The sequence below is a fragment of the Variovorax sp. KK3 genome (assembly GCF_001984055.1).
GTDB lineage: Bacteria > Pseudomonadota > Gammaproteobacteria > Burkholderiales > Burkholderiaceae_C > Variovorax.
Genome location: NZ_LYVO01000019.1, coordinates 19,010 through 44,931, shown reverse-complemented (window position 1 = coordinate 44,931; position 25,922 = coordinate 19,010). Strand labels below are relative to the sequence as shown.

Genomic DNA, 25,922 nt, shown 5'->3' with positions numbered 1-25,922 from the left:
GTTCGAGCCCGGCCGCAGCCTCAGCGACGCCCAATGGGCGATCGAGGCCGCGCGGCTGGCCTACTACCGGGCCGAGCTCTCCGAAGCCGAGCACCGGCGCCTGGCCGACGCACTGGCCTCCGCGGCTTCGGCGCCCCGACGCTCATCACGCACGAAGGCACGCACAGCTTCGCCTTCGCGGCGATGCATGCCGACGGCACGGCGCTGGTCGCGTTCCGCGGTACCCAGCCCGACGAGATTCGCGACATCGCCACCAGCCTGCAGGCGAACCAGGTCGACTGGCCCGAGAGCGGCGGCCGGGTGCACGCCGGTTTCGCACGCGCGGCGCGTGCCCTGCTGCCGGCCGTGCGCGAATGGCTCGATGCAGGGGAGGGCGCAAGCCGCCGTGCGCTGATCTTCTGCGGCCACAGCCTCGGCGGCGCGCTCGCGACGCTGATCGCCACCGTGATGCCGCCGAACCTGATCGTCACCCTGGGTGGGCCGCGCGTCGGCAACACGGCGTTCGTGGCCGCGCTCGCCGACGTCGAGATGCTGAGGCTGGTCAACGGCTGCGACATCGTCACGCAGCTCCCGCCGGCCTTCTCGCTCTATGCTCATGCAGGGCCCACCTGCTACATCAGCTGCGACGGGCAGCCCATGCACAACCCGGACGTCGGGTTCATCGAAAGCGACCGCGCCAAGGGCCGGGCGAGCTACGTGGTCGACCATGCGTGGAAGCGCGGCGCGGTGCTGCTGCGCGACCTGGCGGACCATGCGCCGATCAATTACGCGCGGGCGTATTTCTAGGCTTGGCCCCCAGGTTCTGGTTGAGGTCCAGGCACTAGGACGGTGGCATGGCTTCGAGGCGCCGCGCCGCATCGGCGAGGCCTTTCAGGATGGTGTCCGCGACCCGTTGCGGAAATCCCGCGGGAAGCTGCGCCGCCACCTGGGCGATCACCTGCGGCGTGCGCGCCAGGATGGCTTGGACCAAGTTTTCGGCATCGTTGCCGTACAGGCACTTGCGCGCCGTCTCGTTGAAGTGCCGGCGCTGGATGGTCTTGAAATGGTAGTGCTTGTTCTTGCCGAGCACCGCCATGGCCAGCTTGGCCTCGTGGCGTGAGAACTGGTTCGGGCCGTTGCCCTCCACCGGCCAGATCGACATCACGTCGTAGAGCGGCGTGAGCCGGTAGCGGCCCTCCGGCTGCAGGCGGATGCTGAAGTTCTTGGCGTGGCCATCGGGTGCGCCGAGCATCCAGAAAAGAATCTGCGCCGTGAGCAATGTCCCCAGGTCGCGGCGCGCCTCGGCCGACTGGCGCAGCACGCCGGCCAGGGCCAGCATGCCGGGGCCGCCGTCGGCTTCGTACTTCAGGTGCGAAGGCAGGCCCAGCGCCTGGCAGAAGTCTTCTTGCGGCAGCCGCAGCAGCCAGCGGCCCGACGAATGCCACCGGCGATCGAATCGCTCCACGGCCAGCACCTTCTGCGCGCCGAAGCGCAGGATCGCCGAGTCGGGCGCGGGCACGCCGTAGGCCTGGAGGATGTTGAGGCACAGCCATTCGTTTTCCACCGAGGTGCTGAAGTCGGCACGGCGGTGGCCGACCAGGCCCAGCGGGAGCTTGAGGATGTGGGTGGTGGGCGTCGCGCCGTGCGGCCGCAGCCACTGGCCGCTGTGCCATAGGAGCGCAGTCTTTTCCTGTGCGCCGGCGAGTGAGATACGCAGTTCGTCTTCTGCCGTGTTCGGCGTGCCGGCGGGCCCGGGATCGACGGCGTGCTGGAGCAGTCGCTCGACGTCCTGCTCGGTCAGCGACGTTGCCTCGATGCGTTCGACGCCCGAGGGTGTGTCGTCCTCGCCCAGCAACTGGATGGCGCCGACGCAATCGCGCCCGACGGCCTGGAGCAGATCGAAGGTGTCGGCCGAGCCCGTCCGGAAGCGCCTTGCGATTCGTTCCCGGATCGGGATGCTGTCGGGCAGCAGGTTGTCGAAGTAGTTCCGCACGGCGTCGCCGCGATGCACGGCGTTCGCGATGAGCGGTAGAGACAGCGACAAGGGCCGCCCGGCTGCGGAGCGCAGCCAGTTCGCGTCGTAGACCAGTTCGTCTTCGCCTCGGCCAGGCATGTGCCAGCGGCCGACGCGTTCGCCGTTGGCCCAGATCGACAGCGTGCGTGCGTGCGATTTGCGGCCCATGGCTACCACTCCGGAGGGGCGGGTTCGCGGGCCGCCAGTGCCAGACCGGGCGGTGCGCCGGAGGGCTTGGGTCCGATCATGATCTCGAGGCCGAGCACGGAGAAGATGGAGAGCAGCTGCTCGACGCTGAGGGTGCCGGGGTGAAGCTCCATGTGCGAGATCCGGCTCTGGCTAATGCCCAGCCTCGATGCGAGCTGCTCCTGCGACAGCCCCGCCTCGCGGCGGGCGGCCTTGATCCACGGACCCAATTGCGAAGAAACGGAAAGCAGTTGCCGCATGTTTTTATCCGCAAGACGAATAACGGCAGTTTATCGATGAAGCGGGTAAAGTGCAATTTACCAACATGGAAGGTAAATTGAAAAATACCCATTCCATGGGTCATGGTGACCCGGTGCGCGTGCACTGGTCGCCTGCCTGTACGCCACCCGGCGTATAGCTCCAGGGCGCGCTCGACCGCAGACTCCTCCCATCGATTCACACCTAGAGGAGAAGAGTCTCATGCAAGAACGCCGTTTCACTCTCAAGGCGCTCACGGCCGCCGTCGCGCTCGCCAGCCTTTCCGTCGTGCCGGCCTTCGCGGCCGACACCATCAAGGTCGGCGTGCTGCACTCGCTGTCGGGCACCATGGCCATCTCCGAGACCGTGCTCAAGGACACGGTGCTGATGGCCATCGACGAGATCAACGCCAAGGGCGGCGTGATGGGCAAGAAGCTCGAACCGGTGATCGTCGACCCCGCCTCCAACTGGCCGCTCTTCGCCGAGAAGACCAAGCAGCTGCTGGGCCAGGACAAGGTCTCGGTCATCTTCGGCTGCTGGACTTCGGTGTCGCGCAAGTCGGTGCTGCCGGTGGTCGAGGAAATGAACGGCCTGCTGTTCTACCCCGTGCAGTACGAGGGTGAAGAGCTCAGCAAGAACGTGTTCTACACCGGTGCCGCGCCCAACCAGCAGGCCATTCCGGCGGTCGACTACCTGATGAGCAAGGAAGGCGGCGGCGCCAAGCGCTGGGTGCTGCTGGGCACCGACTACGTGTACCCCCGCACCACCAACAAGATCCTGCGCGCCTACCTGAAGAGCAAGGGCGTGAAGGACAGCGACATCGACGAGAAGTACACGCCCTTCGGCCACAGCGACTATCAAACCATCGTCGCCGACGTCAAGAAGTTCTCGCAGGGCGGCAAGACGGCCGTGGTGTCGACCATCAACGGCGACTCCAACGTGCCCTTCTACAAGGAACTCGGCAACGCCGGCCTGAAGGCCAAGGACGTGCCCGTGGTCGCCTTCTCGGTGGGCGAAGAAGAACTGCGCGGCGTCGACACCAAGCCGCTGGTGGGCCACCTGGCGGCATGGAACTACTTCATGTCGATCAAGAACCCGACCAACACCGCCTTCATCAAGCAGTGGAGCGACTACGCCAAGGCCAAGAACATCGCCGGCCACAAGGACAAGCCGCTCACCAACGATCCGATGGAGGCCACCTACATCGGTGTGCACATGTGGAAGCAGGCGGTCGAGAAGGCCAAGAGCACCGACACCGACAAGGTGATCGCCGCCATGGCCGGCCAGACCTTCACTGCGCCCTCGGGCATCGTCTCGAAAATGGACGAGAAGAACCATCACCTGCACAAGAGCGTGTTCATCGGCGAAGTGCAGGCCGACGGCCAGTTCAAGGTGGTGTGGAAGACGCCGGCACCGGTCAAGGCCAAGCCGTGGAGCCCCTACATCGAGGGCAACGACAAGAAGAAGGACGAGCCGGACGGCAAGTCCAAGATGTAAGGCGGACGAACGCATGCTGCTACAGCGAATTGTTCAGGGATTGTTCGCTGCGGCGGCAGTGCTGTGTGCGGGCCACGCGGTGGCCCTCACCATCGACGAGGCGAAAGCCATCGCCTCGGGTGACACCGAGGCGCGCGTCGCCGCGCTGAACCGCGCGGTGACCAACGCCGACCAGAAGACCGCGGACTTCATCCAGGCCATGTCCGACAATGCGGTCCGCTACACGGCCGACAAGGTCTTCGTCGTCAAGGACGACAAGGGCTATGACCCCGTCACCGGTGCAGAACTCAAGCTGCCCGACGACGCCGAAGAGGTCATCAACAACAACCTGATGCGCAGCGCGCTCGACGCTGCGCAGGCCGCGCTCAAGCTCGCCAGCCCCGACGCCGCGGTGCGTGCGGAGGGTGCCAAGGGCCTGCTGAGCTCGCCCGACGAATCGCGCCTTCCGCTGGTCGAGAAAGCGCTGGCGGCGGAGTCCGATGCAGGCATCAAGGCCACGCTCGAGCTCGTGCGTGCCGCGAGCATGCTCTCCAGCCCCGACAAGGCGCGACGCATCGATGCCATCAAGGCGCTCGGCGAAAGCAAGAGCCCCGACACCAAGCTGCTGCTCAACGAGCGCCTGGGCGAAGAACAGGACGCCGAGGTGAAGTCGGCCATCGGCGCCGCCATCGCATCCATCGACGCGTCGCTGGTCTGGGGCGAGCGCATCGGCGCGGTGTTCAGCGGCATCAGCCTGGGCTCGGTGCTGCTTTTGGCCGCGCTGGGCCTGGCCATCACCTACGGCCTGATGGGCGTCATCAACATGGCGCACGGCGAACTGATGATGATCGGCGCCTACGCCACCTACGTCATGCAAGGCGTGTTCCAGCGCTACATGCCCGAGGCCGCTTTCGGCTGGTACCTGGTGGCTGCGATCCCGGTCGCGTTCATGGCCTCGGCATTGGTCGGCGCGGTGCTGGAACGTGGTGTGATCCGCTTCCTCTACGGCCGGCCGCTCGAAACGCTGTTGGCCACCTGGGGCATCAGCCTGATGCTGCAGCAGCTCGTGCGTTCGCTCTTCGGCGCGCAGAACGTGGGTGTCGAAAACCCTGGCTGGATGAGCGGCGGCCTCACCATGCTGAGCAACGTGCAGCTGCCCTGGAACCGCATCTGCATCATCATCTTCGCGGTGCTCGTGCTCCTGGCCATGGGCTGGCTGATCGGCCGCACGCGCCTGGGTCTCTTCGTGCGCGGCGTCACGCAGAACCGGCCGATCGCCTCGTGCATGGGCGTGAACACGGCGCGCATCGACACCTATGCATTCGCGCTCGGTTCCGGCATCGCGGGCCTGGCGGGTTGCGCGCTCTCGCAGATCGGCAACGTCGGCCCCGACCTGGGCCAGAGCTACATCGTCGACTCCTTCATGGTGGTCGTGATGGGTGGCGTCGGCCAACTCGCAGGCACGGTTTACGCGGCGCTGGGCCTGGGCGTGCTCAACAAGTTCATCGAAGGCTGGGCCGGCGCGGTGCTCGCGAAGATCGCGGTGCTGGTCTTCATCATCATCTTCATCCAGAAGCGGCCGCAGGGCATCTTCGCAGTCAAGGGCCGGAGTGCAGAGGCATGAGCGGGGTCGTACTTCCTTCCAAGGCGCCGCTTCTGAGCGGCAAGGGCTGGACGGCCTTTTTCGTCGCCCTGATCGCTGTCTGCGCACTGGCGCCGGTGCTCAACCTGCTGGTGCCCGCCGGCAGCGCGCTGCACATGAGCGACTACGCCGTCGCGCTGGTCGGCAAGATCATGTGCTATGCCATCTGCGCGCTGGCCATGGACCTGATCTGGGGCTACACAGGCATCCTGTCGCTGGGCCATGGCCTCTTCTTCGCGTTGGGCGGCTACATGATGGGCATGTACCTCATGCGCCAGATCGGCCGCGACGGCAACTACAAGAGCGACCTGCCGGACTTCATGGTGTTCCTCGACTGGAAGACGCTGCCCTGGCACTGGACCTTCAGCGACAGCTTCGTGGCCACGCTGGTCCTCATCATCGCCGTGCCCGGCGTCGTCGCCTTCGTCTTCGGCTTCTTCGCGTTCCGCTCCCGCATCAAGGGCGTGTACTTCTCGATCATCACGCAGGCCATGACTTTCGCGGCGATGCTGCTGTTCTTCCGCAATGAAACCGGCTTCGGCGGCAACAACGGCTTCACCGACTTCAAGCGCATCCTGGGAACGCCCATCGCCACGCAGGAGATGCGCATGACCCTGTTCACGCTGACCGGACTGACGCTGCTGGGCTTCTTCCTGCTCTCGAAGTGGCTGATCGGCAGCAAGTTCGGCCGCGTGCTGCAGGCCATCCGCGATGCCGAGTCGCGCGTGATGTTCTCGGGCTACAACCCGCTGCCGTACAAGCTGACGATCTGGGTGATCTCGGCCGTCATGTGCGGCGTGGCCGGCGCGCTGTACGTGCCGCAGGTGGGCATCATCAACCCGGGTGAGATGAGCGCAGCCAACTCGATCGAGATCGCCATTTGGGCCGCCGTGGGCGGGCGGGCCACGCTGGTCGGGCCGATCGTCGGCGCCTTCATCGTCAACGGGGCCAAGAGCTGGCTCACCGTGGCCTATCCGGAGTACTGGCTGTACTTTCTGGGGGCGCTGTTCATTGCTGTCACGCTGTTTCTGCCGAACGGCGTCGTGGGCCTGGTCAAGAAGTGGGTGGGCCGGGAGAGGAAGGTCGTTGCCGAGGAGCCGAAGCAGCGCTCGGTGGCAGTGGAGCAGGGCGTCGAGCCCGCCGCGCTGCCGGCAGAGGGAGCACGGGCATGACACCGGACCTGATGGAAGCCGGCGCCGAGCGCATTGCCCGCCATGCCTATCCGGGGGCGGCCGGCCAGCTCACCGAATCCGGCGGCCGCGAGGCCGGCTACGGCCGCCATGCTTCGCCGGGCGAAGTCGACGTCACGCACGGCCGCATCCTCTACCTGGAAGACGTCAGCGTGAGCTTCGACGGCTTCAAGGCGATCAACAAGCTGTCGCTCGACATCGCACCGGGCGAACTGCGTTGCGTGATCGGCCCCAACGGCGCGGGCAAGACCACGATGATGGACATCATCACCGGCAAGACGCGGCCGGACGAAGGCACCGTGTTTTTCGGCAGCACCATCGACCTGCTGCGCCACAAGGAAGCCGAGATCGCGCAACTGGGCATCGGGCGCAAGTTCCAGAAGCCGACGGTGTTCGAGCACCTGACCGTGTTCGAGAACCTGGAGCTGGCACTCAAGACCGACAAGGGCGTGAAGTCGTCGATGCTGTTCAGCCTCGATTCCGCGCAATCCGACCAGCTGGCCGAGGTGCTGCACACCATCCACCTGGCCGACAGCGTGTCGCGCATGGCCGGCAACCTGAGCCACGGGCAGAAGCAGTGGCTCGAGATCGGCATGCTGCTCATGCAAGACCCGAAGCTGCTGCTGCTGGACGAGCCGGTGGCCGGCATGACCGATGAAGAGACGGCACGCACGGCGGAACTCTTCCTCCACCTCAAGGGCAAGCATTCGCTGATGGTGGTGGAGCACGACATGAGCTTCGTGCGCACCATCTCCGAGATCGTGACCGTGCTGTGCGACGGCTCGGTGCTCGCGCAAGGCACGCTCGACGAAGTGCAGGCGGACGAGCGGGTGATCGAGGTCTACCTCGGCCGCTGAGAAAAGGCAGGACATGCTCAAGGTCAAGAACATCCACCAGTACTACGGCGGCTCGCACATCCTGCGCGACGTGAGCTTCGAGGCGCACGCGGGCAAGGTCACCGTGCTGCTGGGCCGCAACGGCGTCGGCAAGACCACGCTGCTCAAGTCGCTCATGGGCCTGGTGCCGATCAAGAGCGGCAGCATCGAATTCGACGGCGCCCCCATCCAGAAATGGACCCCCTACGAGCGCGCCCGCGCCGGCCTGGGCTTCGTGCCGCAGGGCCGCGAGATCTTCGCCCGGCTCACGGTCGAGGAGAACCTGCGCATGGGCCTGGCCTACCGCTCGGCCGGCACGCCCATTCCCGGCGAGCTGTACGAGTTGTTCCCGGTGCTCAAGCAGATGAAGAACCGCCGCGGCGGCGACCTGTCCGGCGGCCAGCAGCAGCAGCTGGCCATCGCGCGGGCCCTGGCGCCCGGCCCCAAGGTGCTGGTGCTCGACGAGCCGACCGAAGGCATCCAGCCCAGCATCATCAAGGACATCGGCCGCGTGATCCGCATGCTGGCCGATCGCGGCGACATGGCGATCGTGCTGTGCGAGCAGTACTACGACTTCGCCGAGGCGCTGGCCGACGACTACCTGGTGATGGAGCGCGGCGAGGTCATCGCACGCGGCCTGGGCAAGGACATGGAAGCCCAGGGCGTGCGGCAGCTGGTCGCGATCTGATCCCTGCTCTTCAGCGCTGGCCGAGCGCCTTCGACAGCGCCTTCGCTTCCTCGACCAGCAGCTTGCCGATGGCCTCGACCTCGGGCGCGTGGATGCGCGCGCTGGGCCCGAACACCGCGATCGACCCCGCCACCTCGCCGCTGCCGTTGAAATAGGGCGCGGCGATGGCGACGGCACCCTGCAGCAGCTCGTCGCGGCTGGTGGCGTAGCCGCGCTGGCGGATCGCTTCCAGCTCCTTGGGGTAGCCGCGCAGGTCGACCTTCATGTCTGCGGCGTAGTCCTGCAAGGTGCGGTCGCCGAAGGGGATGTGGGCCAGGATCGCCCGGCCGCTCGCACCCACCACGATGCGCTCCGAATAGCCCACGCCACGCTTGAAGCTCAGCGGCTGGTTGCTCGGCAACTCTGCCACGCAGACGCGGTGCAGCCCTTGCGGGATGAACAGCGCCACCGTCTCGCCGGTGCGCTCGCGCAGGCGCTGCATCATGGGCTGGGCCACCGCGCCGATGTCCTGTGTGGCCGTCCACACGTGGGCCAGCCGCGCCACCGATGGCCCGAGCCTGAAGCGCTGCGGCTCGCCCACCGACACCACGAAGCCGTTCTGCTCCAGCGTGTTCAGCAGTCGATAGAGCGTGGGCCGGCTCAACTGCACGCGCTTGAGCAACTCGCCGGCCGACAGCTCGTCGTCGCCGGGCGTGAAGGCCAACAGGATCTCCAGCGCGCGGTCCACCGCACGCACGCTGTCACTCAGCTTTTCGCTCTCCGCCACGTTGTTCCTTGTCCTCGGGTCGATTGCAGCGCCGATGGTATCGGGCACGGCAACCGGGCTTGACATGATGTGTCCATAGAACGGATACTAATCTCATCAGACGGACAACATGAGCCGTCGAGCCCCGTCATTCACCCACGAAGGAAATCCAAGACATGAACAAAGAGATGTCCGAAACGCTGGTGCGCACCGGCCCCGGAACCCCCATGGGCAACCTGATGCGGCGCTACTGGGTGCCGATCCTCCAGTCCAGCGAAATCGCCGAGCCCGACGGCCCGCAGGTGCGCGTGCAGATCCTGGGCGAGAAGTTGATCGCCTTTCGCGACACCGAGGGCCACGCGGCGCTCATCAGCGAGTTCTGCTCGCACCGCGGCGTGTCGCTGTACTTCGGCCGCAACGAAGAGGGCGGCATTCGCTGCGCCTACCACGGCCTCAAGTTCGACCGCCAGGGCCACTGCGTCGACGTGCCTTCGTCGCCCCAGTCGTGCGCGCGCATGAACATCAAGGGCTATCCGTGCATCGAGCGCGCAGGCCTGGTCTGGGCCTACATGGGCCCGGCCGACAAGCAGCCGGCCCCCCCCGAAGTCGAGTGGTGCAACCTGCCGGCCAGCCACGTCTTCGTGTCGAAGCGCCTGCAGGAGAGCAACTACCTGCAAGCCATGGAGGGCGGCATCGACACCAGCCACGTCTCGTACGTGCACCGCTACGAAGTCGACACCGACCCGATGCACCAGGGCACCAAGGCCAACGACTACATCAAGGCCGACGGCAACGTGATCTTCGACATCGAGAAGAACCCCTTCGGCCTCACGCTCTTCGGAAGGCGCAACGGCGAGCCCGATTCGTACTACTGGCGCGTCACGCAATGGCTGTTTCCGTGGTTCACGCTGATCCCGCCCTTCGGCGAGCATGCGCTGGGCGGCCACGTCTGGGTGCCGATCGACGACCACCACTGCTGGGCCTGGAGCATCAACTTCCACCCCGACAAGCCGCTGTCGGCCGACGAGCGGCGCGACATGGAAGAGGGCAAGGGCATCCACGTGGTGTACGCACCCGACAGCTTCCGTCCGCTCGCGAACAAGGACAACGACTACCTGATGGACCGCCGCGCGCAGCAGGAAAAGCGCGCCTACAGCGGCATCTTCGGCTTCAGCATGCAGGACGCGTCGCTGCAGGAGAGCATGGGCCCGATCCAGGACCACGAGGCCGAGCGCCTGCTGCCCACCGACAAGGCCATCGTGATGGCGCGCCGCATGCTGCACGAGGCGGCGCTGGGGCTGGCCGAGGGCGTGGAGCCGCCTGCGCTCGACGCGTCCATGCAGCACGTGCGCGCAGCCGGCGTGCTGCTGCCGCGCGGCGACAACCCGAGCGAGTGGGCCCGCGAGCACCTCGCCGATGGCAGCAAGCAGCCCGTGTATTCGATCTGATGCGCGCCGACACAACGAACGACAAGGACACAACCCCATGAAAAACTTCATCAGGGCGCTGGCGGCGGCCGCGCTGGGCCTGGCGCTGGCCGGCACCGCGCCGGCGCAGGAATGGTCGCCGACCAAACCGGTGCGCATCATCGTGCCGATCACCGGCAGCACCAACGACGTGCTGGCCCGCATCGTCGCCGCCAAGCTGCAAGACCTGATCGGCCAGCCGGTGATCGTCGAAAACCGCCCCGGCGCAGGCGGCAACATCGGCGCCGACTACGTCGCCAAGTCGCCGCCCGACGGGCTCACGCTGCTGGTGGGCTACAACGGGCCGATCGCCATCAACGCGACGCTCTTCGACAAGATGCCCTACGACCCGGTGAAGGACCTCGCGCCCATCACGCTCGCGGTAAGCACGCCGCAATACCTCACCGTCAACCCGGATCTGCCGGTCAAGTCGGTGAAGGAGTTCGTGGCGTGGGCCAAGGCGAATCCGGGCAAGCTCTCGTATGCGTCGGTGGCAGCCGGAAGCGCGTCGCACCTGACCATGGAGATGTTCAAGTCGGCCGCCCAGTTCGATGCCACGCACGTGCCGTACCGCGGCGCCGGGCCGGCCATCACCGACCTCGTGGCGGGCAACGTGCAGGCTGCCTTCCTGGTGCCGGGCAACGTGCAGCAGTTCGTCAAGGAAGGGCGGCTGCGGCTCGTCGCGTCATCGGGCCAGAAGCGCTTCGCGAGCACGCCGAACGTGCCCACGTTGGCCGAGTCGGGCTACCCCGATTTCGTCGCCACGTCGTGGATCGGTTTCCTGGCGCCCGCCGGTACGCCCAAGAACATCATCGACCGCTACAACAAGGAGATCGTCAAGATCCTGCACATGCCCGATGTGCGGGAGAAGCTCGAAGCCATGGAGTTCGAGGTGGTGGCTGGCACGCCGGCGCAGTTCGCCGGCTGGATCCGCGCCGAGATTCCGCGCTGGGGCAAGGTCATCAAGGCCACCGGCGCGAAGGCGGACTGACATGCCCAGACTTTTGAACAAGGCCGCGCTGATCACCGGCGGCGGTGCCGGCATCGGCGCGGCGACGGCGCTGCTGTTCTGCGCCGAGGGTGCTGCGGTCACGTTGGTCGATGCCGACGCTGCCGCGCTGGCCCGCACCATCGACGCCGTGCGCAGCGAAGTCCCCGGTGCGCACATCGATGGCCATGCCGCCAACGTGGCAGACCCCGGCCAGGCCGCCGAGGCCGTGGCCCGGGCCGTGGCCGCCTTCGGCCGCATCGACGTGCTGGTGAACAACGCGGCCATGCGCAACTACACGGCGCTGGCCGAGGCGACGCCGGAAGAATGGCAGGCCATGGTCGGCGTGAACCTGATCGGCGCGTCGAACTACTGCCGCGCTGCCTTGCCGGCGCTGCGCAGCAGCGGCCGCGGCAGCATCGTCAACGTGTCCTCCTGCTACGCGGTGACGGGTCGCAAGGGCATGGGCCTCTACGACGCGACCAAGGCGGCACAGCTGGCCATGACGCGCACGCTGGCCTTCGAGGAGGCCGAGCACGGCATCCGTGTCAACGCAGTGTGCCCGGGCTCCACGCTGACCGATTTCCACGTGGCACGCGCGGGCCAGAAGGGCAAGAGCGTCGAGACGCTCAAGGGCGAGCGCCAGACCACGTCGCTGCTCGGCCGTTGGGCGGCCCCGGAAGAGATCGCGCGGCCGATTCTTTGGCTGGCCTCCGACGAGGCCTCCTTCATCACCGGCACCGCGCTGATGGTGGACGGCGGCCTGTCGATCATGTGAGGCGGATGCGTCCATGTCTGCTCCCACCATCGACGCGCTGGTCCATACGCTGCGCCACGAGGCGCCGGGCGTGCTCAGCCTGGAACTGCGTTCGCAAGGCGGGTCCGAGCTGCCGGCCTTCGAGCCGGGGGCGCATCTCGACCTGCACCTGCCCAACGGGCTGGTGCGCAGCTACTCGCTGATCAATCCATCGAGCGAGCGCCACCGCTACGTGGTCGCGGTGCAGGAAGACCGCGCCAGCCGCGGCGGATCGCGCTATGTGCACCAGCAATTGCGTGTCGGCAGCACGCTGCCGGTCTCCGCGCCGCGCAATCTGTTCCGGCTGCGCGAAGAGGCGGCGCACAGCGTGCTGGTAGCAGGCGGCATCGGCGTCACGCCGCTGCTGGCCATGTTGCGCCGGCTCGTGGTCCTGGGCCGCCCGGTCGACTTCTTCTATTGCGCGCGATCGCGGCGCGAGGCGGCCTTCGCCGGCGAGATCGGTCTGCTGGCCGGCGGCCTGGTGCGCCTGCACTGGCACTTCGACGACGAGGCGGGCGGTCCGCCGGATCTGCAGGCTTGGCTGGCGGACCGCCCACGCGACGCGCATTTCTATGGCTGCGGCCCTGCGCCCATGCTCGCCGCGTTCGAGCGAGCCTGCGAGTCCCTGGGCCATGCGAACGTCCATGTCGAGCGCTTCGCGGCACCGGTCGTGGCGCCCGCGGCGGACCAAGGCGGTTTCACCGTCGAGTTGCGTCGCAGCAAGCGCTCGATCGAGGTCGCCCCCGGCCAATCGATACTCGATGCGCTGCTCGACGGCGGCATCGATGCCGCGCACAGCTGCCGCGAAGGCGTCTGCGGCGCTTGCGAGACGCGCCTGCTCGCCGGCGAAGCCGAGCACCACGACGGCATCCTCACCACAGCGGAGCGTGCGGCCAACAAGAGCATGATGATCTGCGTCTCGCGCTGCCGCCGCGGGCCGCTGGTGCTCGATCTCTGAAGGAGACCGCCGGAGACGGGCCGGGCGCGTTACGCTAGCGGCCGTTTCACTCGCCCGCCCGCCTTGCCCGCCAACCCACACCGCCTAACTGCCTGCTCACGTCGCCGGGAGGCTCCATGGAAGCGCTGATCGCGCTGATGGTCGACCACGTCCTGGCGGTGGTCTTCGCCGTGACCTTCGCGGCCCGCGTGGGCCTGCCCGTTCCGGCCGCGCCGGTGCTGGTGGTGGCCGGCGGCATCGCGGCCATTGCCGAGCCGGTGCTCATCGTCGCCATGGTCTGTGCCACGCTGGTGGCCAACGTGCTGGGCGACGCCGTCTGGTTCTACGCCGGGCGCATCTACGGCTACCGCTTCATGCGCGTGCTGTGCAAGATCTCGATGTCGCCGGATTCCTGCGTGCGCCGCAGCGAATCGCTGATCACCCGGTGGGGCGGCCTGTCGCTCGTGGCGGCCAAGTTCGTGCCGGGCGTGTCGGTGGTGGCGCCGCCGATGGCGGGCGCGCTCGGCATGAGCTCGCTGCGCTTCCTGGCCTTCGAGACGCTGGCCGCGCTGCTGTGGGCCGGCGTGTTCCTGTGCCTGGGCTGGGTGTTCCGCGAGCAGATCCAGGCGGTGCTCGACGCACTGGCCAATGCGGGCGGCGTCGCGACCGCGGCGCTGGTCGTCGTGATTGCCGCCTTGCTGTTGCGGCGCTGGTGGCGGCGGCGCGCTTTCCTGCGCGTGACGACCATGCCACGCGCCTCCATCGACGAACTGGCCGCGCTGATGTCGGGCGAAGAACCGCCGCTGCTCATCGACGTGCGTGGTGAGGCCGGCGTGCAGGTCGATCCGCGGCGCATTCCCGGTGCCGTGCCGATCGCGCTCAAGACCTTGCAGCAGCGCAGCGCCGCGCTGCCTTTCGACGCGGGCCAGCGCGAGATCATCCTGTATTGCAACTGCCCCAACGAAGTCTCGGCGGCGCTGGCCGCGCAGGCCCTGATGCAGCGCGGACTGATGCGTGCGCGGCCGCTGGCGGGAGGCCTGGAAGCCTGGGTGGCGGCCGGGCACCCCACGGCGCCTCATCCACAAGGCTAGAACCCACTGAGAGCCTTCAGGCCCGAGCGCCGCCCTGGCACGCCGGGCGTGTCCACGCATGCTCGGAATCGGGGGGCGGGCCTTTCGGCTCAGTGCTGGAGGATCTTCGACAGGAACTGCTGCGCGCGCTCGGAGCGTGCCGACGGGTTGCCGAAGAATTCCTCCTTGGCGCAGTCTTCCACGATGGCGCCGCGGTCCATGAAGATCACGCGGTTCGCCACCTTCCGCGCAAAGCCCATCTCGTGCGTGACGCACATCATCGTCATGCCTTCGCGTGCCAGCTGCACCATCACGTCGAGAACCTCGTTGACCATCTCCGGGTCCAGCGCGGACGTGGGCTCGTCGAAGAGCATCGCGACCGGGTTCATGGCCAGCGCACGGGCGATCGCCACGCGTTGCTGCTGTCCGCCGGAAAGCTGGTTGGGAAACTTGTGCGAATGGGCGCGCATGCCCACGCGCTCCAGCAGCGCCATCGAGGTGGTGTGCGCCTCGGCGGCAGAGCGCTTGAGCACCTTGAGCTGCGCGATCGACAGGTTCTCCTCGATCGTGAGATGCGGGAACAACTCGAAGTGCTGGAACACCATGCCCACGCGGGAGCGCAGCGTATTGAGGTTGATCTTCGGGTCGCCCACCGACACGCCGTCGACCGTGATGCGGCCCTGCTGGAACGGCTCCAGCGCGTTGACGCATTTGATGAGCGTGGACTTGCCCGAGCCCGACGGGCCGCAGACGACGACCACCTCGCCCTTGCGGACGGTGGTTGTGCAATCGGTCAGCACCTGGAAGGCGCCGTACCACTTGTTGACTTGACTGATCTCGATCATGGCGTGGATGGCTGGGTGGTCAGGATTCGGTGGAGGGTGTTGGCGACGACGAGCGTCGCCTTGCGCAGTTCGTCCAGCGGCACGCGCTCGTCGGCGCGGTGCCCGTTGGCCTCCAGCAGGCTTTCGGGGCCGGCACCGTACATCACCGTGGGGATGCCGGCTTCGCTGTAGAGGCGCGCGTCGGTGTAGAGCGGCACTCCGATCGGCGTCACCGGCTTGCCCATCACCCGGCTCGCTTCGTCGCACACCAGGTCGGTCAACGCCTGCGCGCCCGGCGCGGGTGCGAACGGCCGGGCCAGCAAGATCCTTCGGATGTCGGCCGTGATGCCCGGCAGGGGGCGGCATGCAGATTCGATCACTTCGCGCAGCTCGGCCTCGACCGCTTCGGGCGACTCTTCGGGGACGATGCGGCGGTCGATACGAAGGCTCAGCACATCGGACACCACGTTGGTGTTGATCCCGCCCGCGATGAGGCCCACCACCAGGGTGGGATGCGTGATGCCCACCGTCTGCGAGGGGCGTCGGGCGAGTTCGTCGCGATGCCGGTAGAGCGCCGGCAGCAACGACGCCGCGGCCTCGATCGCGTCGTGGCCCGTGTCCGGCCGCGCCGCATGCGCCGACTTGCCGCGCAGCGTCACCTCCAGGTGCAGACAGCCGTTGTGAGCGACCACCACGTGGTGCGAAAAGGCAGCCGACAGCACGAAGTCGGGACGGCTCAGGCCCTCCGACAGAATGCGTCCGGGGCCCGTCATGCCGCCCGTTTCTTCGTCGTAGGTCAGGTGCAGTTCGACCGTGCCGGCCAGCGGCGTTCCGGATGCTGCCAGGGCCTTGATCGCGCGCAGCGCGAAGGCATAGGTGGTGAAGTCGGACTTCGACACAGCGGCGCCGCGGCCATAGAGCCAACCGTCGCGCACCTCGCCGCCGTAAGGGTCGACGCTCCAGCCATCGCCGGGCGGGACCACGTCGCCGTGCGCGTTGAGCGCCACCACCGGCCCGTTGCCGAAGCGCTCGCGCACGATCAGGTTGGTCACGCTGCGCATGCCGTGCGCGGCCGCGAACTCGGCCGGCACCGGGTGGCGCTCGACGGCGAAGCCCATGGCCTCGAGCAGGCCCGCCGTGAGCTCGGCGTGCGGTGCACAGTCGCCCGGCGGATTGTCGGAAGGGCATTGCACGAGCCGCGCGAGCGTGCGCACTTGCTCTTCGAAATGCGTGTCGATGGTGTGGCGCAGCGCTTCGCGTGCGCGGGTCGGATCGTTCATGGGTTCAGAGGAATCGGTCGATGCGGAAGGGAGTGATGTCGATGTCGGTGCGGCCGCGCACGATCAGGTCGGTCACCAGCCGAGCGGTGACCGGCGCCAGCGTGTAGCCGTTGGAGGTGACCGCGTTGAAGAAGGCGGGCACCCCGGGCACGTCGCCGATGATCGGCGCGCCGTCGATGTTGACGTTCATGCCGGCCCAGCAGCGCACGATGTGCAGGCCGCTCACCGCGGGCAGCACCTGGCGCGCCACCCACAGGTTGCCTTCGATGCTGGCGCGCTCGGCGCGATTGAGCCGCATGTCGTCGTGGAAGGCGGCGGTCCAGCCGCCGCCGATGATCAGTCCGCCGCTGGCCGCCTGCTTGAGGCTCAGGTGCCGGTCGGCGTGTGCGACCAGGTGGTTGACCAGCGCAGGAGCAGGCTCCGTCACGATCATCTGCAGCGGCGCGCCCTTGACCGGGATGTGCACGCCCAGCATGTGGCCGATGGTGCTCGACCAGGCGCCGCTGGCATTGACGATGCGGCCCGCATGGATGATGCCGCGCGAGGTGTGCACCACGAAGCCGGCGCCATCGCCAGGCAGCCGCTCGATGCGCTGCACGTCGCAGCCGCGCAGCAGGCGCGCGCCTTGCTCCTGCGCTCGCCGGGCGACGGCGTAGGTGGCGCGCAGCGGGTTGATCTTGCCTTCCAGTGGACAGTGCGCCGCACCCAGAAGCCGCTCGCTCAGGGCCGGCGAAAGCTGGCGCAGCCCGGCGCCGTCGATCACTTGCGTGTCGATGCCGTGGCTGCGCTCGAGCGCGGCCTTGGCTTCGAGGAATCGCATGCCGGCCTCGCTGTCGGCGACCATCAGCCCGCCGGTGATCTTGACTTCCAGGTCTTCGCCGCAGGCGGCCTCGATCTCCTGCCACAGGCGCACCGATGTCGGCCCGAGCGGCAGCGTGGCGGCCGCGGGGCCGCCGCCGGCCTGCGCCTTGGCGCCGAAGTCGAAGGACAGCAGCTGCACGTGCAGGCTGCCTGCGTTGGCACCCGAGGCCTGGAGGTTGACGTCGTCGCGGTCGGCCACGGTCACGTCCTGCCCGTCTTGCGACAGGTAATAGGCGAGACAGGAGCCCAGGACGCCGGCACCGATCACCAGCACATCGGTGCGCAGGGGTGCGAACGGCGTGTGCTCCACCGGCCGCGCGAGGTTCGGCGTGATGGCAGGCTTGTGCCCGCCCCATTCGGGCTTTTCGAAGCCAAGGGCGCCGGCCGGCACCGGTTTGGCCGGGGGGCGCGGCGCGAAATACTGTTCGGCGTGCGGCGGCCGGCCCGTGAGTTCGCCGACCAGCCGGGCCGCGGTCGCTGCGCAATAGCGACCCTGGCAACGGCCCATCCCCAGGCGCGTGTTGCGCTTGATGGCGGCCAGCGTGTCGCGGCCGGCGCGGATCTGCTCTCGCACCGAGCCGAAGCTCACCTCCTCGCATCGGCACAGCAGCGTTTCGTCCGGGACAGCCGCCAGCGACACGGGCGGCGCCGCGTAGATCGACCACAGGGCCTGCTGAAAACGCTGGGCCCGGTGCAGCTCATCGAGCGCATCGGCCGGTTCCGGTGCGTCGAACCCGAGCGTGCGCGCCGCGGCGCGGCCGGCCAGGCGGCCCCGTGCCAAGGCGACGCGCGAGCCGCCCAGGTCGGCGCCATCGCCCACGACGTACACGCCGTCCAGGCTCGTCGCGCCATCCTCGCGCGTCACGGTGGCCGGGTAGCCCAGGTGCCGATCGGCCAGGCGGTGCTCGCATCCCAGCATGCGGGCCAGTTCGGTCGACGGGATGAAGCCGTAGCCGAGGCACAGGGTGTCTGCCTCGAAGCGGCGCGTGGTGCCCGGCACGGCGCGGCCCTGTGCGTCGGTGCGCACGGCGGTGACCGCCCGCAGCGCGTCCCGGCCTTCGGCCGCCTCGACCACATGGCCCCACAGCACCGGTACGCCGCGGGCGCGCAGCTGGCGCAGGTAGCGCCAGCCCTGCTGCAGCAGGTCGGGCGCAGTGCGCGCGGCTACCAGCATCTGCCGCCATTGGCGCAAGGAAGGGCGCGGTGCGGACTCCAGCACCGCCAGCACCTGGGCACCGCCGGCCAGGAGCTCCGCGGCGAGCTGCAAGTTGAGCGGGCCGTTGCCGGCGATCAGCACCTGCCGGCCCGGTGCCACGCGGTAGGCGCGCGCCAGGGTCTGGCCGGCGCCGGTGGTCATCACGCCGGGAAGCGTCCAGCCGGGGAAGGGCACGGGTCGCTCGTAGGCGCCCGGGGCGATCACCAGCTGGCGGCAGGCGATGACGTGCGCTCGGCCGTCGACGAGCGCACCGACCTCGCGCGGCGAAAACGCGGCCCAGACCTGTGCGCCCTGGCTGATTCGAACGCCAGCGGCGAGCGTCTCGCGTTCGAGCGCCAAACCATCCGCGAACTGCCGATCGCTCGGCGTCCGGGCCCGATGCGACGGCGCGAGCGGTTTGTAGAACTGGCCGCCCGATTCCAGGCGCTCGTCGAGCACCAGCACGATGGCACCGGCTCGGCGTGCCGCCAGGGCCGCCGACAGGCCGGCAGGCCCGGCGCCGATGACGAGCACGTCGACTTCCAGTTGCTCGGGCGCCGCGGCGGCCTCCGGTGCGAGGGCGACCAGCGGGTCCGACGCCGTGCCGGCCGGCATGGCCGAACGCACCTGCTGGCCTTCGGCCACCTTGGTCAGGCAGGCGCGCTGGCTGGAGCGGCCATCGACGGTCACGAGGCAATCGAAGCAGGCGCCCATGCCGCAGTAAAGGCCACGGCGACCGCCTTCGCGCGTGTGACGCATCTCGCGGATGCCCGCGGCCGCCAGCGCAGCGGCGATGGTTTCGCCCTCCAGCCCTTCCTGGGGCTGCCCGTCGTACCAGAACCGCACGGGGCGGCCGGTCGTGGCAATGGCGGGATTGGTCAGTCTGGCGCTCATGTCGGGATGGGAGGCGGTTCGACGCGAAAACGTCGTTGACGCGGATTAACGTATACGTATACTACACGTATACATATACCGCGTCACCCGATTTCCCGAGGACCCAAGCCATGACAGCGTTTCGAGGCACCTACACGGTGCTGATCACCCCCATGACCGCCGACGGCCGGGTCGACGTGCCCGCCCTGCGCAAGCTGGTCGACTGGCAGATCGAGGAAGGCATCCACGGCCTGATTCCGCTGGGAAGCACCGGCGAATTCCTGTCGCTTACGCAGGAAGAACGGCAGCTGGTCATCGAAACGTGCGTCAGCACCGCCGCAAGACGCGTGCCTGTGTTGATCGGCACCGGCGCGGAGTGGACCGACGAATGCGTGCGGCTGAGCCGCGAGGCCGAGCAGATGGGCGCCGATGGCGTGATGATCATTCCGCCCTTCTACAGCACGCCCACCGACGACGAGCTGTTCGAGCACTACCGCAAAGTGGGCGAAGCGATCGGCATTCCCATCATGGTCTACAACAACCCGGCCACGGCCAACGTGGACCTGAAGCCGGAGCTGGTGGCGCGTCTCTCGCGCATCGACAACTGCAAGTACATCAAGGAGTCGACGCTCGAGGTCACGCGCGTGCGCGACATCATCGAGCTCTGCGGCGACCGCATGACGGTGTTCGCCGGCATTCTTGGCTACGAGTCGTTCTGGCTCGGCGCGCAGGGCTGGGTCGCGGTCTGCTCCAACCTGATCCCGAAGATGTCGGCGCGGCTGTTCGAGCTGGTGGCGGACGAGCGCGACATGCCCGCGGCGCTCGCGCTGTACAAGCAGATGTTGCCCATCGTGCGCTGGGTCGGTGGCCATCGCTACGTCGCTGCCTCCAAGGACGGCCTGACGATGATGGGATTGCCGGTCGGCAAGCCGCGCGCGCCGCGCCTGCCGCTGCCCGAGGCCGATGCGGCCGACCTGCGCCGGGCGCTCGATCGCCTGCAGCTTCTCGACTCGATTCGCGCCTGACAACGCGTTCACGTTCACGCCTCTTTCGCTGGTTTTCCACTTTCCAAGGACATCACCATGAAACTGCTTCCCACTCTCGTGTCGGCCTCGTTTCTTCTCTTTCTCGGCACGGGCGTCGCCCAGGCCCAGGCCTGCAAGTCACCGGTGCCCGATTCGGCGCTGGTCAAGAAGGGCACCCTCGTGATGTCGGTCAACCCGACCCTCCCGCCGATGCAGTTCGTCGACCAGACCGGCGCGCTCAAGGGCATGCGCGTCGAACTGGGCGAGGCGATCGCCAAGCGCCTGTGCCTGACGCCCGAGTACGTCCGCATCGAGTTCTCCGCCATGATCCCGGGGTTGCAAGCGGGTCGTTGGGACGTCATCAACACCGGCATCTTCTACACCGAAGAACGCGCCAAGCTCATGCAGATGGTGATCTATGAAGACCAGGCCATCAGCATCAGCACCGCCAAGGGCAACCCCCTGAAGATCGGCAAGCCGGACGACCTGTCGGGCAAGAGCATCGGCGTCGAGATCGGCGGCTTCGAGGAGCGCAAGGCCCGCGAACTCGACAAGCAGCTCACCGACAAGGGCATGAAGGGCATGACCATCCGCACCTTCGAGAACTTCGCGATGGCCTTCCAGGCCCTGCGCGCGGGGCAGGTGGAAGTGGCGCTGTCGATCGACTCCACCGGCGCCGAATACCAGAAGCGCGGCGACTTCGACCGCGTGCTGCATGGCCTGTTTCCGACGCCCGTCGCGCTCGCTGCACGCAACAAGGACCTGGCCGGGGCCATGGCCAAGGTCATCAACGACATGAAGGCCGACGGCAGCTTCCAGAAGCTGTTCGACCAGTACGGCGTGAAGGCCGTGGACGGCGCCGCCTCGGTCAAGGGTCCGGCGGGCTGAGGCCGCGCCGCGGCCGTCGGTCAATCGAAGGAACACCATGGGACAAGGCTGGAGCTGGTCGGGATTCATCGACTACCTGTTCAATCCATATCTGCTGAGCGGCGCCGTCACCACGCTGTGGCTCACGCTCGCCGCGATCGCGGGCGGCCTGGTGGTCGGCTGCGCGCTGGCACTGGCGCGCCTGTCCAGCCGGCGCTGGCTGGCGGCGCCGGCGCACTTCTACATCTGGGTGTTTCGGGGCACGCCGCTGCTGGTGCAGCTGATCATCATCTACACCGGCCTGCCACAAGTGGGATTGAAGTTGTCGGTCATCGAGTCGGCCTTGCTGGGGTTGATCCTGAACGAAGCGGCCTACCTGGCCGAGATCGTGCGGGGGGGCATCCAGTCCATCTCGGTGGGCCAGACCAACGCGGCCCGCGCGGTCGGCTTCAGCAGCGCGCAGACCATGCGCTACATCGTCATGCCGCAGGCCATGCGGCTGATCGTGCCGACGCTGGGCAACAGCATCAACGGCCTGCTCAAGACCACGTCGATCACGTCCGTGATCTCGATGGAGGAGCTGCTGCGCCGCACGCAGGTCCTGATCCAGGAAAAGTTCATGGTGCTCGAACTGTTCCTCGTCGCCGCTCTTTATTACCTGTTGATGACCACCGCCTGGGACTTCGTGCAGCGCCGCATCGAACGCCACTACGGCCGCGCATACGGCAATGCCAGTACCCCCGCCGCGGTGCCCCCCGAGGCTGCACTCGAGCAACGCTAGGAAACTAGGAAACGCATGACCCGTTACGACCTGATCCTGCGCGACGCCGACATCGCGACCGTGGGCGACCGCTATCGCGCCGACATCGGCGTGCGCGACGGCCGCGTCTGCGCCATCGCGCAGGGCCTGGAGGGCAGCGCCGCTCGCGAGATCGACGCCGGCGGCCGCCTGGTCACGCCCGGCGGCGTGGACGGCCACTGCCACTTCGACCAGCCCACCAGCGACGGCTCGCGCTCCGCCGACGACTTCTACACCGGCACGCGCTCGGCTGCATGCGGCGGCACCACGACCGTGCTGCCTTTCGCGGCGCAGCAGAAGGGGCACAGCATCCAGGCGGCCGTCGACGACTACCACCGCCGCGCCGAAGGCAAGGCGGTGATCGACTACGCCTTCCACCTGATCGTGTCGGACCCCACGCGCGAGGTCACCCGCAAGGAGCTGCCGGCGCTGATCGAGAAGGGCTACACCTCCTTCAAGATCTACATGACCTACGACGATCTCAAGCTGGACGACCGCCAGGTCATCGAGGTGCTGGCCACGGCGCGACGGCATGGCGCGATGACGATGGTCCATGCCGAGAACGCCGACTGCATCGCGTGGCTCACCGAGCAGTTGCTCGACGCGGGGCTCACCGCACCGCGCTACCACGCCAGTTCCCGGCCGATGGCGGTGGAGCGCGAGGCCACGCACCGCGCCATCGCGCTGGCGGAACTGGTCGACACGCCGATCCTGATCGTCCACGTCTCGGGTCGCGAGGCGGTCGAGCAGATCCACTGGGCGCGCGGCCGCGGGCTGCCGATCCATGCCGAGACCTGCCCGCAGTACCTCTTCCTGAGCGCCGAAGACCTGGGCCTGGACCACGAAGACCCCTTGCACGGCGCGCGCTGCATCTGCAGCCCGCCGCCGCGCGACAAGGCGAACCAGCCCTTCATCTGGAATGCGCTGGCCAGTGGCCTGTTCACCATCGTCTCCTCGGACCACGCACCGTTCAACATGCAGGGCGCCGACGGCAAGCGGGTGGCTGGCGACGACGCCTCCTTCGACCGCATTCCGAACGGCATTCCGGGCGTGGAGACGCGGCTGCCGCTGCTGATGAGCGAGGGGGTGATGGCAGGCCGCTTCGACATCCATCGCTTCGTCGAGCTGACCTCCACCAATCCGGCGCGCCTGTACGGCCTGTATCCGCGCAAGGGCACCATCGCCGTGGGCAGCGATGCCGACTTCGTGGTGTGGGACCAGTTCAACGAGGGTGAAGAAATCACCATCGCCAACGGCATGCTTCACCACGCGGCCGACTACACGCCCTACGAAGGCATGAAGCTGCGGGCATGGCCGGGCATCACGGTGTCGCGTGGACGGGTCGTGTGGCAAGACGGCGTGTTCTGCGCCGAAGCGGGCAGCGGCGAGTTCCTGCCATGCCTGCGGCCGCGCTTGCCGAATGCGGGAAATCCGCTGCAGAAGTGGCTGTGAAGCTGCGCTACAAGCTGCGCTGCGTCGTTCCGTCGGATGGGTTCGCCGATGCCGTCGAAGATGCGGCGTACCGTCGCGGTGCGGCCGCGGCGGGCCGGGCCTGCTAAGCTTTTCGCGCCCCGTGGAACATTCTTCCGTTCGCATGCCCAGCCTTCCCAGTCCGGCGCAACCCGCCACCATCACCATCGCGCCGCTCGAAGTGCGCTCCGCCAGCCTGGCCGAGCAGGCCTACGAGCGCCTGCGGACGCTCATCCTCGATCGCCAGATCTCGGCCGGCAGCCCGTTGCAGGAAGCCCGCCTGGCGGAAGACCTGCGCATTTCGCGCACGCCCATGCGCGAGGCGCTGGTGCGGCTCGCCGGCGAAGGGTTGCTGGTGCGCCGCGATGCGCGCTCGTATGCCGTGCGCGCGCTGGGCACCAAGGAATACTTCGACTGCATGCGCGCGCGCGAAGTGATCGAAGGAGAGGCGATCGCGCTGGCCGTGGGCAAGATCACCGATGCCGAAATCCAGACGCTCGAAGACGAGAGCCTGGCGCTGCATGGCGGCGAGCACAGCGAGACCGAGCACTTCCACTTCGACGACCGCTTTCACATGGTGATCGCCACGGCCAGTGGCAACGTGGTGTTCCCGCGCCTGGTGGAGGAACTGCGTGTCAATGCGCGCTTGTTCCGCCTGCACAGCCCCTTGCACAGGCAGCGCGAGAACCACGACGAGCACGGCGCGATCATCGCGGCACTGCGGGCGCGCGACCCGGAGCGCGCTCGCGCGGCCATGCGCGAGCATTTGCGAAGCCTTCAGGACGACGTGAGGCGCGCGCTCATCGAGTGAGTGGGCCGGGCATGTCGTCGCTGCCCAGTGGCGGCGCCACTTCCTCCAGGGGCTTGCGCTCCGCATCGACCGCGAAACGCAGCGCCATGAGCCCCGCCACTACGACCAGAGCGGCGCCGATCGCATAGCCCACCGCCACCGCGCCGCGGCTGCCGGTTTCGATGAGCGCGCCGAACAGAACCGGCGCCACGAAGCCGCCCGCGCCCGTGCCCACGGCATAGAAGATCGCGATGGCGATCGCGCGCATCTCCAGAGGGAACACCTCGCTCACAGTGAGGTAGGCCGAGCTGGCTGCCGCCGAGGCGAGGAAGAACACCGCCGACCAGGCCAGCGCCTGGCTGCGCGCGTCGAGCATGCCCTGCATGAACGCCCATCCGGTCAGCGCCAGGCCGACCCCCGCGCCGATATAGGTCAACGCGATCATCCGTCGGCGACCGACACGATCGAACAGCGGTCCCAGGATCAGCGGCCCCAGCACGTTGCCGAGCGCAAAGGGAAAGATGTAGAGCGCCACCTGGCCTTCCGGCACGGCATGGAAGCGCGTCAACACGAGCGCGTAGGTGAAGAAGATCGCGTTGTAGAAAAAGGCCTGCGAAATCATCAATGCGAGCGCCACGGCGCTGCGCTGCGGATAGCGGCGCACCAGCACCTGCATCACCTCGCGCCAGCCCGGGCTCTTGCGGGGGCCGTAGTCCACGCGGCCCTGTGGCGTGGCCAGCGGGCCGTGCTGCGCGGCGACCTCGGCCTCGATCTTGGCGACGATCGCTTCGGCCTCGTCGGCGCGGCCATGCGCGATGAGCCAGCGCGGGCTTTCGGGCACGTGGCGGCGCACCAGGAGAATCGCCACGGCGAGCACGGCACCGAGACCGAAGCCCACGCGCCAGCCCCACACGGGGCCGAGCACGGCCGGGTCGAGCAGCCACAGGCTCAGGCCTGCGCCGAGCGCCGCACCGATCCAGAAGCTGCCGTTGATCGCCAGGTTCACCCGGCCGCGCACACGCGCCGGAACCAGCTCGTCGATGGCCGAATTGATGGCCGCATATTCGCCGCCGATGCCCAGCCCCGTGAAGAAGCGGCACACCGCGAAAAAGGCGAAGTTGGGGGAGAAGGCAGTGGCCAGCGTGGCCAACGCATACACCGCGAGGGTGATGAGAAAAAGTTTCTTGCGGCCCAACCGATCGGTCATGCGTCCGAAGAAGAGAGCGCCGATGACGGCGCCCGCGATGTAGATGGAACCCGACCATCCGATCTGCGCCGCGCTCAGCGCCAAGGTGTCGGGCCGCTCGAGTACGCCGCCGATCGAACCCACCAGCGTGACTTCAAGTCCGTCGAGCACCCAGGCGATGCCGAGTGCGATGACCACGCGCCAGTGCCAGCGCGACCAGGGCAGGCGGTCGAGGCGGGCAGGGATGTCGCTGGCGGAGCCCGTCATTGCGACGGCATCATCGTGCAGTCCATGGGGCGCAGCCTAACCCGCATCAGGGCCGGCACCCGTAGGTGCAAAGCCCGAGCGATGCAGCAACCTTGCCAGCCGGCCATCGAGGTCGCGGACCTCGAATGGCTACAGGAAGGCTTAGAAGACCCCGAAGACCTTCAACAGGATGATC

General features: G+C 67.8%; 23 protein-coding genes. 16 read left to right on the top strand and 7 right to left on the bottom strand.

What is annotated here, in order from left to right:
* Window positions 1–183 precede the first annotated feature (183 nt).
* Entirely contained in the window at window positions 184–786 is a 603-nt protein-coding gene (locus tag B0W80_RS11660) for a lipase family protein (RefSeq protein WP_076999304.1), read from the top strand.
* 34 nt (window positions 787–820) lie between these two features.
* On the opposite strand, the gene B0W80_RS11655 is transcribed toward B0W80_RS11660, so the two are convergent.
* The gene (locus tag B0W80_RS11655) at window positions 821–2,161 is read right to left on the bottom strand and encodes a type II toxin-antitoxin system HipA family toxin (RefSeq protein WP_076999303.1); all 1,341 of its coding nucleotides are present in this window, start codon (window positions 2,159–2,161) and stop codon (window positions 821–823) included.
* 2 nt (window positions 2,162–2,163) lie between these two features.
* Window positions 2,164–2,439, bottom strand: coding sequence for a helix-turn-helix domain-containing protein (locus tag B0W80_RS11650; protein WP_076999302.1), 276 nt, complete (start codon window positions 2,437–2,439; stop codon window positions 2,164–2,166).
* A gap of 220 nt (window positions 2,440–2,659) precedes the next feature.
* On the opposite strand from B0W80_RS11650, the gene urtA reads away from it, so the two are divergent.
* From urtA to urtE, 5 genes are read left to right on the top strand one after another with little or no spacing between them, the layout of a single operon-like run.
* Window positions 2,660–3,934, top strand: coding sequence for an urea ABC transporter substrate-binding protein (urtA, locus tag B0W80_RS11645; RefSeq protein WP_076999301.1), 1,275 nt, complete (start codon window positions 2,660–2,662; stop codon window positions 3,932–3,934).
* 13 nt (window positions 3,935–3,947) lie between these two features.
* Window positions 3,948–5,537, top strand: coding sequence for an urea ABC transporter permease subunit UrtB (urtB, locus tag B0W80_RS11640; RefSeq protein ID WP_076999300.1), 1,590 nt, complete (start codon window positions 3,948–3,950; stop codon window positions 5,535–5,537).
* On the top strand, window positions 5,534–6,727 hold the full coding sequence (urtC, locus tag B0W80_RS11635) for an urea ABC transporter permease subunit UrtC (protein WP_076999299.1): 1,194 nt from the start codon (window positions 5,534–5,536) through the stop codon (window positions 6,725–6,727). Before urtB ends, urtC begins: the two co-directional genes overlap by 4 nt.
* A complete protein-coding gene (gene urtD / locus B0W80_RS11630) occupies window positions 6,724–7,602 on the top strand; it encodes an urea ABC transporter ATP-binding protein UrtD (protein ID WP_076999298.1) in 879 nt (292 codons plus the stop codon). The genes urtC and urtD overlap by 4 nt, the downstream gene beginning before the upstream one ends.
* 13 nt (window positions 7,603–7,615) lie before the next feature.
* Window positions 7,616–8,308, top strand: coding sequence for an urea ABC transporter ATP-binding subunit UrtE (urtE, locus tag B0W80_RS11625; RefSeq protein WP_076999297.1), 693 nt, complete (start codon window positions 7,616–7,618; stop codon window positions 8,306–8,308).
* A gap of 10 nt (window positions 8,309–8,318) precedes the next feature.
* Here urtE and B0W80_RS11620 read toward each other — a convergent pair whose 3' ends face one another.
* Window positions 8,319–9,140, bottom strand: a complete 822-nt coding sequence (locus B0W80_RS11620; RefSeq protein WP_083745320.1) for an IclR family transcriptional regulator — start codon at window positions 9,138–9,140, stop codon at window positions 8,319–8,321.
* Between the two features lie 89 nt (window positions 9,141–9,229).
* Here B0W80_RS11620 and B0W80_RS11615 point away from each other — a divergent pair, with 89 nt between their 5' ends.
* From B0W80_RS11615 to B0W80_RS11595, 5 genes are all read left to right on the top strand, one after another.
* Window positions 9,230–10,501: a Rieske 2Fe-2S domain-containing protein gene (locus B0W80_RS11615; protein WP_076999295.1), complete on the top strand. Its 1,272-nt coding sequence runs from the start codon at window positions 9,230–9,232 to the stop codon at window positions 10,499–10,501.
* Window positions 10,502–10,538: 37 nt separating this feature from the next.
* Window positions 10,539–11,510, top strand: coding sequence for a tripartite tricarboxylate transporter substrate binding protein (locus B0W80_RS11610; RefSeq protein ID WP_076999294.1), 972 nt, complete (start codon window positions 10,539–10,541; stop codon window positions 11,508–11,510).
* A 1-nt stretch (window position 11,511) separates the two neighbouring features.
* Complete coding sequence (locus tag B0W80_RS11605) at window positions 11,512–12,285, top strand: SDR family NAD(P)-dependent oxidoreductase (RefSeq protein ID WP_076999293.1); 774 nt, start codon at window positions 11,512–11,514, stop codon at window positions 12,283–12,285.
* Between the two features lie 13 nt (window positions 12,286–12,298).
* Window positions 12,299–13,261, top strand: a complete 963-nt coding sequence (locus B0W80_RS11600) for a PDR/VanB family oxidoreductase (protein WP_076999292.1) — start codon at window positions 12,299–12,301, stop codon at window positions 13,259–13,261.
* A gap of 116 nt (window positions 13,262–13,377) precedes the next feature.
* Window positions 13,378–14,331: a VTT domain-containing protein gene (locus B0W80_RS11595; RefSeq protein WP_076999291.1), complete on the top strand. Its 954-nt coding sequence runs from the start codon at window positions 13,378–13,380 to the stop codon at window positions 14,329–14,331.
* Window positions 14,332–14,420: 89 nt separating this feature from the next.
* Here the strand turns inward: B0W80_RS11595 and B0W80_RS11590 are convergent, their stop codons facing one another.
* From B0W80_RS11590 to B0W80_RS11580, 3 genes are read right to left on the bottom strand one after another with little or no spacing between them, the layout of a single operon-like run.
* On the bottom strand, window positions 14,421–15,155 hold the full coding sequence (locus B0W80_RS11590; protein ID WP_076999290.1) for an amino acid ABC transporter ATP-binding protein: 735 nt from the start codon (window positions 15,153–15,155) through the stop codon (window positions 14,421–14,423).
* Window positions 15,152–16,414, bottom strand: a complete 1,263-nt coding sequence (locus tag B0W80_RS11585; protein WP_076999289.1) for a M20/M25/M40 family metallo-hydrolase — start codon at window positions 16,412–16,414, stop codon at window positions 15,152–15,154. The genes B0W80_RS11590 and B0W80_RS11585 overlap by 4 nt, the downstream gene beginning before the upstream one ends.
* 4 nt (window positions 16,415–16,418) lie before the next feature.
* Window positions 16,419–19,364 carry an FAD-dependent oxidoreductase gene (locus B0W80_RS11580; protein ID WP_076999288.1) on the bottom strand — a complete coding sequence of 982 codons (2,946 nt, stop codon included), beginning with the start codon at window positions 19,362–19,364 and terminating at the stop codon, window positions 16,419–16,421.
* 110 nt (window positions 19,365–19,474) lie between these two features.
* On the opposite strand from B0W80_RS11580, the gene B0W80_RS11575 reads away from it, so the two are divergent.
* From B0W80_RS11575 to B0W80_RS11555, 5 genes are all read left to right on the top strand, one after another.
* Window positions 19,475–20,368 carry a dihydrodipicolinate synthase family protein gene (locus B0W80_RS11575; protein WP_076999287.1) on the top strand — a complete coding sequence of 298 codons (894 nt, stop codon included), beginning with the start codon at window positions 19,475–19,477 and terminating at the stop codon, window positions 20,366–20,368.
* Window positions 20,369–20,425: 57 nt separating this feature from the next.
* Window positions 20,426–21,256: an ABC transporter substrate-binding protein gene (locus B0W80_RS11570; protein WP_076999286.1), complete on the top strand. Its 831-nt coding sequence runs from the start codon at window positions 20,426–20,428 to the stop codon at window positions 21,254–21,256.
* 37 nt (window positions 21,257–21,293) lie between these two features.
* Window positions 21,294–22,016 (top strand): amino acid ABC transporter permease, encoded by a 723-nt coding sequence (locus B0W80_RS11565; protein ID WP_076999285.1) that lies wholly within the window; start codon window positions 21,294–21,296, stop codon window positions 22,014–22,016.
* A 15-nt stretch (window positions 22,017–22,031) separates the two neighbouring features.
* A complete protein-coding gene (gene hydA / locus B0W80_RS11560; RefSeq protein ID WP_076999284.1) occupies window positions 22,032–23,486 on the top strand; it encodes a dihydropyrimidinase in 1,455 nt (484 codons plus the stop codon).
* A 142-nt stretch (window positions 23,487–23,628) separates the two neighbouring features.
* Complete coding sequence (locus tag B0W80_RS11555; RefSeq protein ID WP_076999283.1) at window positions 23,629–24,315, top strand: GntR family transcriptional regulator; 687 nt, start codon at window positions 23,629–23,631, stop codon at window positions 24,313–24,315.
* On the opposite strand, the gene B0W80_RS11550 is transcribed toward B0W80_RS11555, so the two are convergent.
* Window positions 24,305–25,747, bottom strand: coding sequence for an MFS transporter (locus tag B0W80_RS11550; RefSeq protein ID WP_076999282.1), 1,443 nt, complete (start codon window positions 25,745–25,747; stop codon window positions 24,305–24,307). The two genes, B0W80_RS11555 and B0W80_RS11550, sit on opposite strands and share 11 nt — an antisense overlap.
* Window positions 25,748–25,922: the final 175 nt, after the last annotated feature.

What these genes read in the sequence shown, in the direction of transcription:
- B0W80_RS11660 (WP_076999304.1), top strand. Translation starts at nt 184, where the DNA reads ATGCATGCCGACGGCACGGCGCTGGTCGCGTTCCGCGGTACCCAGCCC.
- B0W80_RS11655 (WP_076999303.1), bottom strand. Translation starts at nt 2,161, where the DNA reads ATGGGCCGCAAATCGCACGCACGCACGCTGTCGATCTGGGCCAACGGC.
- B0W80_RS11650 (WP_076999302.1), bottom strand. Translation starts at nt 2,439, where the DNA reads ATGCGGCAACTGCTTTCCGTTTCTTCGCAATTGGGTCCGTGGATCAAG.
- urtA (WP_076999301.1), top strand. Translation starts at nt 2,660, where the DNA reads ATGCAAGAACGCCGTTTCACTCTCAAGGCGCTCACGGCCGCCGTCGCG.
- urtB (WP_076999300.1), top strand. Translation starts at nt 3,948, where the DNA reads ATGCTGCTACAGCGAATTGTTCAGGGATTGTTCGCTGCGGCGGCAGTG.
- urtC (WP_076999299.1), top strand. Translation starts at nt 5,534, where the DNA reads ATGAGCGGGGTCGTACTTCCTTCCAAGGCGCCGCTTCTGAGCGGCAAG.
- urtD (WP_076999298.1), top strand. Translation starts at nt 6,724, where the DNA reads ATGACACCGGACCTGATGGAAGCCGGCGCCGAGCGCATTGCCCGCCAT.
- urtE (WP_076999297.1), top strand. Translation starts at nt 7,616, where the DNA reads ATGCTCAAGGTCAAGAACATCCACCAGTACTACGGCGGCTCGCACATC.
- B0W80_RS11620 (WP_083745320.1), bottom strand. Translation starts at nt 9,140, where the DNA reads ATGTCAAGCCCGGTTGCCGTGCCCGATACCATCGGCGCTGCAATCGAC.
- B0W80_RS11615 (WP_076999295.1), top strand. Translation starts at nt 9,230, where the DNA reads ATGAACAAAGAGATGTCCGAAACGCTGGTGCGCACCGGCCCCGGAACC.
- B0W80_RS11610 (WP_076999294.1), top strand. Translation starts at nt 10,539, where the DNA reads ATGAAAAACTTCATCAGGGCGCTGGCGGCGGCCGCGCTGGGCCTGGCG.
- B0W80_RS11605 (WP_076999293.1), top strand. Translation starts at nt 11,512, where the DNA reads ATGCCCAGACTTTTGAACAAGGCCGCGCTGATCACCGGCGGCGGTGCC.
- B0W80_RS11600 (WP_076999292.1), top strand. Translation starts at nt 12,299, where the DNA reads ATGTCTGCTCCCACCATCGACGCGCTGGTCCATACGCTGCGCCACGAG.
- B0W80_RS11595 (WP_076999291.1), top strand. Translation starts at nt 13,378, where the DNA reads ATGGAAGCGCTGATCGCGCTGATGGTCGACCACGTCCTGGCGGTGGTC.
- B0W80_RS11590 (WP_076999290.1), bottom strand. Translation starts at nt 15,155, where the DNA reads ATGATCGAGATCAGTCAAGTCAACAAGTGGTACGGCGCCTTCCAGGTG.
- B0W80_RS11585 (WP_076999289.1), bottom strand. Translation starts at nt 16,414, where the DNA reads ATGAACGATCCGACCCGCGCACGCGAAGCGCTGCGCCACACCATCGAC.
- B0W80_RS11580 (WP_076999288.1), bottom strand. Translation starts at nt 19,364, where the DNA reads ATGAGCGCCAGACTGACCAATCCCGCCATTGCCACGACCGGCCGCCCC.
- B0W80_RS11575 (WP_076999287.1), top strand. Translation starts at nt 19,475, where the DNA reads ATGACAGCGTTTCGAGGCACCTACACGGTGCTGATCACCCCCATGACC.
- B0W80_RS11570 (WP_076999286.1), top strand. Translation starts at nt 20,426, where the DNA reads ATGAAACTGCTTCCCACTCTCGTGTCGGCCTCGTTTCTTCTCTTTCTC.
- B0W80_RS11565 (WP_076999285.1), top strand. Translation starts at nt 21,294, where the DNA reads ATGGGACAAGGCTGGAGCTGGTCGGGATTCATCGACTACCTGTTCAAT.
- hydA (WP_076999284.1), top strand. Translation starts at nt 22,032, where the DNA reads ATGACCCGTTACGACCTGATCCTGCGCGACGCCGACATCGCGACCGTG.
- B0W80_RS11555 (WP_076999283.1), top strand. Translation starts at nt 23,629, where the DNA reads ATGCCCAGCCTTCCCAGTCCGGCGCAACCCGCCACCATCACCATCGCG.
- B0W80_RS11550 (WP_076999282.1), bottom strand. Translation starts at nt 25,747, where the DNA reads ATGACGGGCTCCGCCAGCGACATCCCTGCCCGCCTCGACCGCCTGCCC.